The 12,852-nt window shown below is 43.3% G+C and carries 18 protein-coding genes, 1 tRNA gene and 1 other annotated feature; of the genes, 6 read left to right on the top strand and 13 right to left on the bottom strand.

Going from position 1 to position 12,852, the window contains the following annotated elements:
- The first annotated feature begins 59 nt into the window (after window positions 1-59).
- Window positions 60-2,336 carry a hypothetical protein gene (locus WC526_01945; protein MFA5061884.1) on the top strand — a complete coding sequence of 759 codons (2,277 nt, stop codon included), beginning with the start codon at window positions 60-62 and terminating at the stop codon, window positions 2,334-2,336.
- A gap of 86 nt (window positions 2,337-2,422) precedes the next feature.
- Here the strand turns inward: WC526_01945 and rplL are convergent, their stop codons facing one another.
- The 6 genes from rplL to WC526_01915 form a co-directional block, all read right to left on the bottom strand.
- Window positions 2,423-2,827 carry a 50S ribosomal protein L7/L12 gene (gene rplL, locus WC526_01940; GenBank protein MFA5061883.1) on the bottom strand — a complete coding sequence of 135 codons (405 nt, stop codon included), beginning with the start codon at window positions 2,825-2,827 and terminating at the stop codon, window positions 2,423-2,425.
- A gap of 13 nt (window positions 2,828-2,840) precedes the next feature.
- On the bottom strand, window positions 2,841-3,371 hold the full coding sequence (gene rplJ / locus WC526_01935) for a 50S ribosomal protein L10 (GenBank protein MFA5061882.1): 531 nt from the start codon (window positions 3,369-3,371) through the stop codon (window positions 2,841-2,843).
- Window positions 3,370-3,512 (bottom strand) — a sequence feature (ribosomal protein L10 leader region). It overlaps the preceding gene by 2 nt.
- A 22-nt stretch (window positions 3,513-3,534) precedes the next feature.
- Entirely contained in the window at window positions 3,535-3,696 is a 162-nt protein-coding gene (locus WC526_01930; GenBank protein MFA5061881.1) for a hypothetical protein, read from the bottom strand.
- A 14-nt stretch (window positions 3,697-3,710) separates the two neighbouring features.
- On the bottom strand, window positions 3,711-4,400 hold the full coding sequence (gene pyrH, locus WC526_01925) for a UMP kinase (GenBank protein ID MFA5061880.1): 690 nt from the start codon (window positions 4,398-4,400) through the stop codon (window positions 3,711-3,713).
- Window positions 4,401-4,622: 222 nt separating this feature from the next.
- Window positions 4,623-4,961: a phage holin family protein gene (locus WC526_01920; GenBank protein ID MFA5061879.1), complete on the bottom strand. Its 339-nt coding sequence runs from the start codon at window positions 4,959-4,961 to the stop codon at window positions 4,623-4,625.
- A gap of 34 nt (window positions 4,962-4,995) precedes the next feature.
- Complete coding sequence (locus WC526_01915; GenBank protein MFA5061878.1) at window positions 4,996-5,604, bottom strand: site-2 protease family protein; 609 nt, start codon at window positions 5,602-5,604, stop codon at window positions 4,996-4,998.
- Between the two features lie 103 nt (window positions 5,605-5,707).
- Here WC526_01915 and rpmB point away from each other — a divergent pair, with 103 nt between their 5' ends.
- The 4 genes from rpmB to WC526_01895 are packed head-to-tail and all read left to right on the top strand — an operon-like array spanning window position 5,708 to window position 7,279.
- The gene (gene rpmB, locus WC526_01910; protein MFA5061877.1) at window positions 5,708-5,884 is read left to right on the top strand and encodes a 50S ribosomal protein L28; all 177 of its coding nucleotides are present in this window, start codon (window positions 5,708-5,710) and stop codon (window positions 5,882-5,884) included.
- 10 nt (window positions 5,885-5,894) lie between these two features.
- On the top strand, window positions 5,895-6,248 hold the full coding sequence (locus WC526_01905) for a hypothetical protein (protein MFA5061876.1): 354 nt from the start codon (window positions 5,895-5,897) through the stop codon (window positions 6,246-6,248).
- Between the two features lie 11 nt (window positions 6,249-6,259).
- Complete coding sequence (locus WC526_01900; GenBank protein ID MFA5061875.1) at window positions 6,260-6,697, top strand: hypothetical protein; 438 nt, start codon at window positions 6,260-6,262, stop codon at window positions 6,695-6,697.
- Window positions 6,698-6,706: 9 nt separating this feature from the next.
- The gene (locus WC526_01895) at window positions 6,707-7,279 is read left to right on the top strand and encodes a hypothetical protein (GenBank protein MFA5061874.1); all 573 of its coding nucleotides are present in this window, start codon (window positions 6,707-6,709) and stop codon (window positions 7,277-7,279) included.
- Here the strand turns inward: WC526_01895 and WC526_01890 are convergent.
- The 3 genes from WC526_01890 to WC526_01880 form a co-directional block, all read right to left on the bottom strand.
- Window positions 7,235-7,834 (bottom strand): SDR family NAD(P)-dependent oxidoreductase, encoded by a 600-nt coding sequence (locus tag WC526_01890; GenBank protein MFA5061873.1) that lies wholly within the window; start codon window positions 7,832-7,834, stop codon window positions 7,235-7,237. The two genes, WC526_01895 and WC526_01890, sit on opposite strands and share 45 nt — an antisense overlap.
- 72 nt (window positions 7,835-7,906) lie before the next feature.
- Window positions 7,907-8,737: an HAD hydrolase family protein gene (locus tag WC526_01885; protein ID MFA5061872.1), complete on the bottom strand. Its 831-nt coding sequence runs from the start codon at window positions 8,735-8,737 to the stop codon at window positions 7,907-7,909.
- 2 nt (window positions 8,738-8,739) lie between these two features.
- Window positions 8,740-8,812: transfer RNA gene (locus WC526_01880), tRNA-Pro, on the bottom strand.
- Window positions 8,813-8,884: 72 nt separating this feature from the next.
- Between WC526_01880 and tsaE the strand changes: the two genes are divergently transcribed.
- Window positions 8,885-9,304: a tRNA (adenosine(37)-N6)-threonylcarbamoyltransferase complex ATPase subunit type 1 TsaE gene (gene tsaE, locus WC526_01875; GenBank protein ID MFA5061871.1), complete on the top strand. Its 420-nt coding sequence runs from the start codon at window positions 8,885-8,887 to the stop codon at window positions 9,302-9,304.
- Here the strand turns inward: tsaE and WC526_01870 are convergent.
- Genes WC526_01870 through WC526_01855 form a run of 4 tightly spaced genes read right to left on the bottom strand, consistent with a single transcriptional unit; the run spans window position 9,291 to window position 12,816 of the window.
- Complete coding sequence (locus tag WC526_01870) at window positions 9,291-9,833, bottom strand: epoxyqueuosine reductase QueH (protein ID MFA5061870.1); 543 nt, start codon at window positions 9,831-9,833, stop codon at window positions 9,291-9,293. The two genes, tsaE and WC526_01870, sit on opposite strands and share 14 nt — an antisense overlap.
- Entirely contained in the window at window positions 9,830-11,053 is a 1,224-nt protein-coding gene (locus WC526_01865; protein MFA5061869.1) for a replication-associated recombination protein A, read from the bottom strand. Before WC526_01865 ends, WC526_01870 begins: the two co-directional genes overlap by 4 nt.
- Window positions 11,046-12,152: a phosphatidylserine/phosphatidylglycerophosphate/cardiolipin synthase family protein gene (locus WC526_01860; protein MFA5061868.1), complete on the bottom strand. Its 1,107-nt coding sequence runs from the start codon at window positions 12,150-12,152 to the stop codon at window positions 11,046-11,048. Before WC526_01860 ends, WC526_01865 begins: the two co-directional genes overlap by 8 nt.
- A gap of 43 nt (window positions 12,153-12,195) precedes the next feature.
- Window positions 12,196-12,816: a hypothetical protein gene (locus tag WC526_01855; protein MFA5061867.1), complete on the bottom strand. Its 621-nt coding sequence runs from the start codon at window positions 12,814-12,816 to the stop codon at window positions 12,196-12,198.
- Window positions 12,817-12,852 lie beyond the last annotated feature (36 nt).

Raw genomic sequence — 12,852 nt, 5'->3', positions numbered from 1 at the left:
GCGTTTTAAAGTTACCTATAGTATAATAATTAGAACCTAAAAAGTCAAAGGCGAACGTTATGGATCCAATCCTACATTTGCATGAATTTTTTGTTGAAGGAGGAGACGCCGAAAACTCCCATGTTCTGCTTAACATCACCGAACCGGCCACACCGGCAGAAAAAGACAAGGGCTATTTTTTTGCCGTCTGCGAAATAAACAACGGCGAGCATAAATCAATAGAAAAACTCCAGCATATCATAGACGAGGTGGAAAATGATTATTATGAAACCCCGGATCAGGCGGACAAAAGCTCACTGGAAATCGTGCTTGATAAAATCAACAAAGAGTCGTTTTCTTTGGTCAAACCCGATCTCTTGATGAACTGCCTGGTCGGCGCCATCCGCGAACAGGAAATTATCTTCAGTTTTTACGGCGAGCCGCAGATGCTGTTGTTTTACAAAACCAAAGACGGAAATTATAAAGTCATGGATTTAATCACGGAAAACCGGAGCGAAGAGCCCGAAGCCAGCCGGCAGCTTTTTTCACAAATCATTCAGGGAAAAATCGGCCAGAATGATTACTTTTTTGCCAGCACGCCTCATGTCAAAGAATATTTCAGCAATGACAGATTGCAAAAAATAGTAACCACCCGCCCGCCCCGGCAAAGTTCGGAACATCTGCAAAGGGTTTTGGCGGAATTAAAAAGCAATACTTCTTTCGGCGGCATAATCATCCACTTCCAAAAAGGCGATGACCGGCTGATAAAATCAGTAAGATCCCAGCAGGCCAAGGGTTCGGTAAAATCGCTCTCCAATCTTTTTAACACTGAACAAAAAACCGCTAACATACTCTCCTCATCATTTTTACCACGCCTGCAAAACCGGCTGAATAATTCTTTTAAAGGCAACGATGAAGACCATGCGGAGTCGGCGACAAATATGAATGCCGACGCCCAAATAAATTCCACCCACTTAAAATCGCATCGTTCCCTAAAAGAAAAAACCAACACGATTGATTTCCAGCAAGCGCTCAAACAAGTGCTGGAAGTGGCTTGGCAAATCATAAAATACATTGCCAGGGGCCTGGCCTGGCTGGCCATGTTTATCGCCGCCCTCGTAGTGGGGCTGGGCCGAACCATTGTGCTGTTGTTTATTGTCATTTTCAACTATAAAAATCGTCGGCAGGATATTTTAAATATCTGGTCAAAAAGACGGCAGGAATTTATAAATAATTTAAAACGCCTGCCGCTTATTACAAAAATACTTTTGATCGCTTCCGTATTGGTCTGCATCACTTTTGTTTTCAGCTTAATTTACCTGCGCATCAATCAGCAAAAAGCGGCAACGGCCAAGGCCTACGCCGATGCGGTGTCAAGCATTAATACAAAAATCGGCAACGCGGATAGCGCTTCAATTTACGGGGACAACAGCGCGGCCATGACCAATATTAAAGAGGCCCAGGCCACGCTCGCCGGCCTCCCCTGCAAAACCGCCGATGAAAAAAATACCTGCCAGAGTTTGGGCGACCAGTTAAACGCTTTGCTGTTAAAACTTAGAAAAGTAACGGTTGCCGCTCCGGAGCTTCTGGCTGATTGGGCTAACTTAGCCGGTCAGGCCGGTATAGAAAATATTGTTGTCATTAGCAATCAAATTATCGGTTTTGGCAGCGCCACTTCCAACCTGTTCGTTTATGATCCGGTTTCCAAAAGCAGTAAAACCATTACTTCCGGTTTGGCCATAAACGGCTTTACGGCCGGCACCGTGCCTAAAGAAAACGATTACGCACTGCTTTTAGCCGACAACAAATTGGCGCAATATAATCCGACTGATAATTCCGTCAAATTTATTGACGTGTCATATCCGAATACGAACGTGGATATTAAAAATATCATGATTTATAACCGCCGCTTGTATTCTCTTGATACCGCCAATAACCAAATTTACCGGCACGATTCCATCAAAACCGGTTTTGGCCGCGGCACCAATTGGATAAAAGATGCGGGAGTAAACCTGGCCGCGGGCATTGACCTGGCCACCGACGGCGACATGTTTGTTTTGGAAAGCAACGGCACGATTGATAAATTTACCTCCGGCCAGAAACAACCGTATACTGTAAGCGGCCTTGATCCCGCGCTTGACCACGCTGATGAAATTTATACCTACACCGATCTGACTTACAACTACATTTTAGACAGTCAAAATAAACGGATTATTATTTTAGATAAAACCGGCCAGCTGATAAAACAAATCACGGCCAATGAATTTGTAAAACCCACCGGCATGATTGTGGATGAAGCGAAGAATGTTATCTATGTAGTGGACTCGGAAAAATTATACAAGATAACTTTGAACTAAAACAAAAAGAGGGATGGAAAGAGTTTTGAGCACTAGCGAAGCTTGGCGAAAAACTCTTTCCATCCCTCTTTTGTATTGTCTAAAGATTATTTTAGTGTAACCTTGCCTCCGGCCTCTTCAATTTTCTTTTTCATGGCTTCGGCATCATCTTTCTTGACGCCTTCTTTAATCATTTTTGGAGCGCCGTCTACCAAAGCTTTGGCATCGGCTAAACCAAGACCGGTTATTTCTTTCACTGCCTTGATCACGTTGATCTTGGAAGCGCCCGCGTCAGTAAGTTCAACATTGAACTCTGATTTTTCTTCAGCGGCCGATGCGGCTCCCGCGGCCGGTGCGGCCATCATCATGGCCGGAGCGGCGGCTGATACGCCGAACTTGTCTTCCAGAATCTTCACCAATTCGGAAAGATCCAGAACGGACATTTTTTCTATTTCCTCTACGAGGGCCGCAAACTTTTTCGGCACCTCAACGTTTTTTTGTTCGTCAGTCATATAATTATTTTAATTAAGCTCCGCCCTTTGCGGATTTAATATTATTTAATACGCCAACCAAATTGCGTAAATTTCCGGCCAACACATTGACGAAACCGGAAACCGGCGCATTGATTGTGCCAACCAACCTTGATAAAAGTTCCTGTCTGCTTGGCAAACTGGCTAAACTTTTTATAGCCAAAGCATCAACGAATTTGCCTTCCATGATACCGCCGAAAACGGTGACAATTTGATGGGTCTTGGCAAAATTACTTACAATTTTTGCCGCCGACACCTCATCGCCCTGGGCCATAAACGTGGCCACGCCGCCGGAAAAGATTTTTGGGTTGATATCGGTTAAACCAATATCTTCACAAGCTCTTTTAACCAGGGTTTTTTTGGCAGCCAATACTTGGATGTTATTTTTGCGGCATTCGCGTCGCAACTGCTCTGCTTCGGAAACTTTCAAACCCTGGAAGTTGGCAAAAACAGCGGCTTTGGCGCTCTTTAAACCATCAACAAGGATTTTTACGGTTGATTGTTTCTGTTGTTTTGTTTTTGGCATATTTAACAAAAAATCTGTGATATCCACCACAGACCAAACGGTACAATCGACCTAAATTAGCTTTAAATCTAGCTTTTGCACCTCGGTAGGAGATTAAGCCCAAAGGGCACCTACTGTCTATGGATGTCCAAATGATAACCTATAATAAAAATAATGTCAAGCATTACTCATGTTTTTGCTTCTTTTCAGCATTGGCGGCGGCCTTAATGACAGCTCGACGGCGTTTATCCTCATCCGGTAAACTGCGGAGGTGTTTGGCTAATTTTTCTTGGGGCGTTTCTTTCTCTAAAAATTCTTTTAATGATACTGGCTTTTCAACCGACATACGCAAAAAATTAATTATTCAACAACTGTCCCCTGAAACTCTTTTTTATTTAAAATATTGGCAAATGTTTTTAAGTCCGTGCCTTTGACAAAAGAAACCTTTAGTTTTAGTTTACCGGCTTCTTTGGTGGCCAAAGGATCAAAAGGCAAATTGGCGCCCGGACTCCACATCTCCCCTACTATTTTTTGCATCTGCGGCCAAGTCATTTTGGGGATCGGCTTGGCACTGGGATCTTTTTTCGGGTCAGCCGTATAAACGAAATCTATGTTGGAAGCGTTTATCACTTCTTTAGCCCCGTAGGTCTTGGCCAGTAGCACCGCGTCTCTGTCGGTTGAGCAACCCGGTTGCCAGCCGCCGGCGACTATTATCGGTTTATTAGTTTTTATTTTTTTAGTCGGGTTGTCAACAATTTGCGGATAGGCCAGATCACCAAATAATAATTTAACAAACTGGGCGTTAAAATGAGTCGCGGCAATACCAAGCCAATCCAAATCCACGCCGGAAAGATCAACAACGCTTTTGGCGGCCGCCTGATAGGCGCGGCAAGTGCTGCCGCCGCCGACAACCAGAATAAATCTTTCACCCGTCTTTACCCGTGCGATTATCATTTCCCGAAATTTTTTTAGAAACTCTATGTCAAATCCGGTCTTGGGAATTATGATTGATCCGCCGATGGAAATCACTTTGACTTCTGGTTTGACCATATTTTATTGTTCATTTTATTATTTATTTTGTTTTTAGCAAATTGTGATTTAAACACCTTAAACATGCTTGGAGTCCTAAATGCTGTCTTCCCTTTTTGTGCTCTGTTTGAAGAGTAGTTTTTCATATAATATATAAACTTTATTCATTGGTAGTGATATATGTTTTTTCGCCAAGCTATCGCTAGTGCTCAAAAACATATATCACTACCCAATATCCAAACTCTATTTTTTTAATAAACTGTTTACAAACCAGCCGACTATCCACATAATCAAAGCCCCCCAAAAGGCGGGCCAAAATCCAGCCACATAAAAACCTTTGACCACTGTTGAGGCCAGCCAGAACATTAAGGCGTTTATGACTAAGGTAAACAGTCCAAAAGTAAAAATATTTATCGGCAAGGTTAGCAATAAAAGCAATGGCCTTATCAGGGCATTGACCAAACCCAAAATCAAAGCCGCCACCAAGGCCGAATAAAAACTGGTCACATGAATACCCGGCACGTAATAAGCAATGAACATTAAAACTAGCGCGCTAATTAACCATCTAAACAATAATTTCATATTTTTACATTAATGAATAAAAAATTAAAATATATTAATAACCCACCAGCAATCTGAATATGCCGTCTATAATCGGCGAGATCAATTCAAATAAAAAGAAAATAAAAACCAATAAGATAATAAACCCGTATCTGTCCAAAAACAATTTTACATTTTGCGCCGATGCCGGCAAGACCGCGTACAAAACCTTTGATCCGTCCAAGGGCGGAATCGGCACCAGATTAAAGACCATCAGCATTATATTGGCGTAAACTATTATGTCAAGGAAAGAAATTAGACCAGGATTGAAAACCCCTATAGGTACGAACCTTAAAACCATGGCAAAAACAAAAGCCAGCAAAAAATTAGCTATCGGCCCGGCAATTGCCACCAAGGCCGGACCCCATTTTTGGTTTTTTAAGTTATAGGGATTATACGGAACCGGTTTGGCGTAAGCAAACATAAACTGGCCTCCGGTTAAAAAATATAGCACCAGCGGCATTAAAATCGTTCCCCACAAATCTATGTGCGCGACCGGATTTATGGTCAGGCGACCCGCGAATTTCGCAGTTGGATCGCCCATCAAATCAGCGGCCCAGCCATGAGCATATTCATGAATTATGGCTGAAGGAATGATAATTAAAAAATAAAAAATCAATTCCATAACTTATCCATATTATCATTTGACAAAAACAGTTTTTCAAGATACAATTAATCCACTTTTCTACAAAGTAATTATATCTTATTAACACTAAGTAATCAACTTTATGTCCAGATCATGCGATTTATGCGGCAAATCATCGGCTCGCGCCAACAATGTCAGCCACTCCAACCGAAAAGTTCCGCGCAGACAAAATCCTAATCTGCAATTGCTCAAAATCAGCGGCAAAAGCATCAGGGTCTGTTCCACCTGCCGAAGAACACTGGCCAAAGCGACAGCCTAACTTAAGTTTTATGAAAAAAACAGTAATTTTAATTATTCTGGCAATCGTTATAGTTGTCGGCGCCATTTTCTTTTTCAAAGGCCAAAAACCGGCCGAGGGGCTGACTTTATATTATGGCCAGGAGTGTCCTCATTGCGCCCGGGTTGAAGAGTTTATAAAAACAAACAATATTGACCAAAAAGTCAAAATAAACCGGGTGGAAGTGTATCATGATCAAAATAATGCAAGCGACATGGCCAAAACCGCCCAAAAATGCGGCATCACCGGCAATCAGCTGGGTGTGCCTCTGCTATGGGACGGAAGCAAATGCTACGAAGGCGAAGACCAGGTTACAAATTATTTACAGCAATACATAAACAAGTAATCCAAAAAATTATGCCTTGCCCAGTTTGCATTGTCGTGGTTTCCGCCGGAGTCGGACTTTCCCGATGGTTGGGAATAGACGATACTATCAGCGGGTTGTGGATCGGCGGACTCACCGTGGCCGTCAGTTTATGGACAATAAATTGGCTGACTAAAAAAAATATAAACTTCAAAGCTAAGGAGGTTCTCGTTCTCCTGGCTTACTATGCCATGGTCCTCATACCCCTGGAACTCGCCGGCATCATGGGACATCCGCAAAACAAGCTTTGGGGAATTGATAAAATAATGTTCGGCTTCCTGCTGGGGAGTATCGGCCTGACTGCCGGCATTGCCTGGTATGATTATATTAAAAGAAAAAACGGCAAAGCGCATTTTCCTTTTGAAAAAGTCGTGGCTCCGGTTGTGCCACTTTTAATTTTCAGTTTAATATTTTACTTGCTCACAAGATAATTATTACATATGCCCGAAGAAAATAATTTATACAATCTGGATCAATTAGTGCAAAAAGTAAACAATCTGTCCAAACAGGAAAAAATGGATCTGTCTTCCGATGAAGATCTGTCCATTGCCATAATGAATTTAGTGAGTATTGAAGAACATTTCTTTTTTACCGGCGCCAAACTGGACAAGCCGGCATATTTTGATTTACTCCAGGAAGTGCGTGAAATGAGAAAAACCCTGCTGAAAAAAATCGTCAAAGAACCGGAAGGCGAGGTCTGGTGCATTTCCAAACATCTGCTCGCGGCATCCATGCGTCTAATGGAAGTCGGCACCAAGGCCCAGGGGGTCGGGAAAAAAGAAGAAGCGCTGGGATTGTTTAGCAAGGCCTATGATTTATATTCAATGTTCTGGGGCATCAATTTGAAACTCATTAAAACCGATGACATCAAAAAAATAGATGAAGAGGCCTTAAACAGGCATGACACTGACAAAAGTTTGCCTGTTCCTCCGGCTGCCGGCGTCAGTAATCAGGGATTTATGGGCAAATTACGCGCGATTGTAAAGAAAGCTATTGATTGCTGTATTGAATGAGGCCGGATCTTCGTTAACCGCCGATACTTTTATCTCCGGCAATTCTCTGGCCAAGGCCTCGGTAAAACCCCTGACTGCAAATTTGGCAGTCCAATAAGTAACCAAATTCTCCATCCCTTCCCTGCCGGCATCGCCGACAATGTTGATGATTGAGTCCTTGATATGCGGCAGGCAAGCTCTGGTTATTTTAATCAAACCCTCAACGTTTATCCGTACTTGCTGTTCAATATTTTCAAAACTCTGCTCGCTTAGGGGCTTCCAAACAACCACTCCGGCATTATTAATCAACACCGAGATCTCTCCGAACCTTTCAACCACTTCACCCACGGCCAAGCGTATGCTTTGATCATCCATTAAATCAAGCCGTACCGCTTGCACATCCTTTGCACCCAGACGCCGGCATTTGTCAGCCACTTCCATCGCCTCTTCCTTATCCTTATAATAAGTAATAGCCAAACTACAGCCGGCGCGGGCGAATTTTAAAGCCGTCTCCCTGCCGATGCCCACGCTTGGTCCGGTGATAAAAATAGTTTTGTGTTTGACATCAAGTTTCATATACTTAAATCATACCAATATGGTATAGTATGTCAAATACAAAAAAGCCCCCGACAAAAAAAGGGGGCTAGTTTATTCCAGGCCTTTTAAATATTCTACCGTGCCTTCCTCGCATTGCCCTTTGGTATAGGTGATGTGAAAGTCAAATTTTTGATCGGCCAAAAGGTCTTTTTCGCCGACAAAGACAAATTCTACCGGCAGGCCCCGCTCTTGCAATTCAGCTGCCATTGCCGCATCTGACGGGCTATCGCCAAAAGCAATAAATTTCTCCGGTTTGATTTTTTGTTCAGACAGCCACTGCAGAGCTCTTTGCACTCCCAAACCCTTGCCCACATGCTTGTTTTCAACATCAATCGCAATCCTGGTAAGCTCAACCCTATATTTTGCAGTAAGGCCATGCTGTTCCAGCAGTTCTGATAATTTTTTGCCCAGTTCTCCTTGTCTTTTTCTAAATTCATCAACAGACAAACCATCGTGCATCTCTATAGAAATCATGGTTTTTTTAGTCAAATCATAAAAAGCAATGTCGCTGAATTTTTCTTCAACTAATTTTCGGGCCTCATTTTGCAATTCTTGAGGCACAATTATTGAACGATCTATGTACTCTGTACGCTCCTTGTTGTCATTATACAAAACACTCACAGCCCCTTTTTCACCGACAGCGAACAAATTTTTGAGAAACTTTTTGTCCTCAACTAACCGTTCAACTGGATCAAGAATATTTTTAAGCATAAAATCTACCGCTCGTCCTGAATTCAAAATCACAGGTTCGCCGGCTTCTAATCTTTTAATAAGCTGAAAAAATAATTCTTGCTTAGTAACTTTTTTTTCGCTTGGATGAGTAAGAACTCCGTCAACATCAAAAATCCAAGCATGAGCAACAAGTCGATTTTCATTAATCATAGTCGGGCTGGCGGGACTTGAACCCGCGATCTCATGCACCCCATGCATGCGCGATACCAACTTCGCTACAACCCGTAAACCAGGCCAATATAAGAATACCACTTGGTATTGACACGGTCAAATAGGACGAGGTAAAATTATTCAAGTATGCCTATGATCACAAATTCGGAAAAAGAAACTGAAAAATTCGGCCAGGACCTATCCGCAAAATTAAAAGGCGGAGAGGTTGTGTTATTATCCGGCGAACTCGGCGCCGGCAAAACCACCCTGATTAAAGGCCTGGCGCGCGGTTTGGGAATAAAAAATGAAATGACCAGTCCCACTTTTACTCTGATGAATGTCTGCCCGATGCCAGCCGGCCGAAATTTTGTTCACATTGACACCTACCGGTTAAAAAACGCGCAGGAACTGATTGATATTGGAGTAGAAGATTATCTGGGAAAACCAAATACAATTTGCGTGATTGAATGGCCGGAAAAAATTTCCGGACTTTTACAAAATAAAAAAACCATCTCAATTTTATTGGAACATCTGGAAGAAACGAAAAGAAAAATCACGGTTTCTTAATTGACGACTCGCACCCGCAATAATTTTGTCTGTATATTCCCCTCTCCTCAACCATCTTCTTTGCCTTTTCCTGCCGTCCGTCTTTTTTCCAATCAACATCATAAAACTTCACTTTGTAATGCTTGCCAAAAACTTTGCCAATTGAATTTATCACTTCGGCTGGTTTGTTGCGGCCGCTGGTTAAACTGCTGCTGAAATAATGAAAACCGTTTTTCTTGGCGTACTCGGCGGTTTTGGCCAGCCGGAACCGGAAACACAGCGCGCACCTGGACTCTCCTTCCGCTTCCATTTCCAAACCCTCGGCCACTTCCTTGTGCCATTTGTCCGCCTCATAATCCATATCAATCATCGGTACACCCCACTCCTGGCAAACCCGCACTACCTCGGCTTTGCGCTTTTCATATTCAGCAAAGGGAAAAATGTTGGGATTATAAAAAAAGACCGTCAGCGCAAATTTGTTTTTCAATTCATCAATTATGGCGATACTGCACGGCGCACAACAGGTGTGCAGTAGAAATTTTAAAGTCATAAATATTTTTTGCCTTTCAGTTCCGGCGGCAAATAATCCTGCTCAACCGGCCCGGCAAAATTCGGATTGTATTTGTAATCCTTGCCGTAGCCGATTTCCTTCATGAATTTTGTCGGCGCGTTGCGCAAATGCAGTGGCACGCCCAGATGCGAAGTGTTTTTCGCATCCGCGGCCGCTTTGCCGTAAGCTGTGTATAATAAATTTGATTTTTTTGATTTGGCACAGTAAACCACGGCCTGGGCCAAATGCACAGTGCATTCCGGCATGCCGATTTTATGGCAGGCGTCATAAGCGGCATTGGCTTGCACTAAAGCTTCACTGTTAGCCATACCAATATCCTCACAGGCAAACCTAAGCACCCGGCGAGCCACATACAGGGGGTCGGCTCCGCCTTCAAGCATGCGGGCCAGCCAATAGAGCGCCGCATCGGCATCTGATCCGCGCATTGATTTGTGCAGAGCGGAAATTAAATTATAAAATTCCTCGCCCTTTTTATCAAAAACCAGATGTGTCCTCTGCAGGGCCTCTTTAATATCTTCTTTAGTTAATTCAACCGCGGACTCTTTTGGTTTGAGTTTCGCTTTCACGGCCAGCTCCAGGCCGTTTAAAGCGGTGCGGGCATCGCCGCCGGAAAGCTCGGCCAACAGTTCAACGCTTTCCTTTTCTATTTTAATTTTTAAAGACCCCAATCCCCTGCTTTTATCTTCTAAAGCCCTTTCTATAATCTTGACAATATCAGCATCGGCCAAATTTTTTAAAATAAAAACTCTGGAACGCGATAAGAGCGGCCCGATTATTTCAAAAGAAGGATTTTCAGTGGTAGCGCCGATTAAGGTGATAATCCCGTTTTCAACATGCGGAAGCAGGGCGTCCTGCTGGGCTTTATTCCAGCGGTGAATTTCATCAACAAACAATACTGTCTTTTGTCCAACCTGCAGAAGTTGTTTGGCGGTGGCAATAATTTTTTTTAATTCTTCTTTGCCGGAGGTAACCGCGGAAATGATTGAAAAGGCGGATTTTGTCTGTTCGGCTATAATTCTGGCCAAGGTGGTTTTGCCCACTCCGGGCGGACCCCAAAAAATAATGGACGCCATTTCGTCTTTTTCAATTAATTTCCGAAGCAGCCGGCCGGCGCCGACGATCTCTTCCTGCCCGACAAACTCCGCAAAATTCTTTGGCCTCATCCGGTCGGCCAAAGGCGATTTTAAAACTTCAGACATAATCCTTAAACTTATTCAGCCACCAATCCTTAAACCTGGCCGACCACTTTTTTTTGCTCAAACCAACCTCGGATAACGGCACGGCTTCTTTCTTCCAATCACCAATAATTTTATTTAAATCGCCGACCATCTTGGGATCGGAAAACGCGGCGCTGGCTTCCTGGTTGATAAAAAAACTGCGCGGCGTAAAATTGGCGCTGCCGACAATACCCAGTTTATCGTCATAACTTACGGCCTTGGCGTGATTCATTTTCTTAAGCATGTAAAAAGACACGCCGGCCTTGGAAGATATGCCATAAAAGGCGTTGGCCATATGCCGCATTAAATTCACGTCGGTTTCCCACGGCAAAATTATATTGACTTCCACTCCCCGCTTTTTGGCGCGTGAAACCAGATCCAAAAAATGCAAATCGGGCACATAATACGGCGTTACCACATTAAAAGTATTTTGGGCGGATTCCAAACTTTGGTAATAAAATTTTTTAAACGGAGAAATCTTCGCGTAAAACGGCGCATGCATCAAAAAATTAATTCTATTTCTGATGGAATTAAGGCCTTCGGCAAAATCGGGATGTAACAAATGCTCCACTTCTTTGGCGTTGCCGCCGCAATGAATATAAGATTTGGCAAATCCATACAAAAGCGGCCTGATTACTGCGCTGCCGGTAATGAGAAGATGCAAATCATACCAATCAGCCGCGGGCTGTTCAACATTGACCCCGCCGACAAAAGCCCTCTCTTCGTCAATGATCAAAATTTTTCTATGAGTTCTATACCACATCCTACGCACCCAATCCACTATATTTATGCCCGGGCGCAAACGGTTGAAATAAACAATCTTGGCCCCGGCTGTTTGCAATTTAAAAAGAGCGGATTTGGACAAATCATAACTGCCGAAAGCATCAACAATAATCTTCACATCAATACCAACGGCGGCTTTTTCCGCCAAAAGCTCTATAAATCTTTTACCGGCTTCGTCGTCAACCAGGGTATAAACCTCCCAAAAGATAGATTTTTTTGCAGCCAAAATTGCCTGGTACATTGCCTCCCAAGCCAAAACGGATGTATTAAAAAATTGATATGAAAAATCACTGTTCATACAGATACTATAGGCCAAACATCCAAAAAAATCAATGGAAAAATTACTGGGCGGTCTTAACAATCGTTACCGTTATCTCCTGACTGCCGATGCCAAATCCAATTATGTATTGCTCGTTGTCATTACCGGCCATGATTGAAGCATCCTGATTATCCGTGCCGCTCGAAATAATCTGCAAACCCTTATCAGTCAATATTTTATTAAAGGCGCCCACGTCAGCAGCAGTGGCTGGCCGGATGGTTTCAAAAATTGCCGCGCCGGAACCAGGAGTGGACGCAAAATAACCCGTAGTATAAGAGGTTAACTTCGCTTTACCAAACACCTGTTCCACTATTGCCTTGGCCGCACCGGACACGGTCCTGGAATTATCATCATAAGCTTGCATTTCCTGCGTTGCGTTATATTTATCCTCCGGGGTCTTGGCCGCTTCCTGGGCCGCGGTATTTGCTTCCTCAATCGCTTGCTGTCTGGCCATTTCCTGCGCAATTTGGTTGGCGTCGCCACCGGTCAATTTACCCAACAAGCCGGTATTGCCGCCATACAAACTCAAAATTTGATTGGCTATCCTTTGTTGGCGCCAGCGATTATAGCCATAAAATATTCCACCCAACACCACCAATGCCCCCACCACCACGACCACTACGATCAACGTTTTTTTGTTCATAACGTATGATATTAAGAATAAAAGCCATTAATTTTT

The organism is Patescibacteria group bacterium (genome assembly GCA_041649475.1).
Lineage (GTDB): Bacteria > Patescibacteriota > Patescibacteriia > Magasanikbacterales > GWA2-37-8 > JBAZNA01.
The sequence above is the reverse complement of the archived record's forward strand: the minus strand, read 5'-3'. Positions and strand labels throughout refer to the sequence as shown.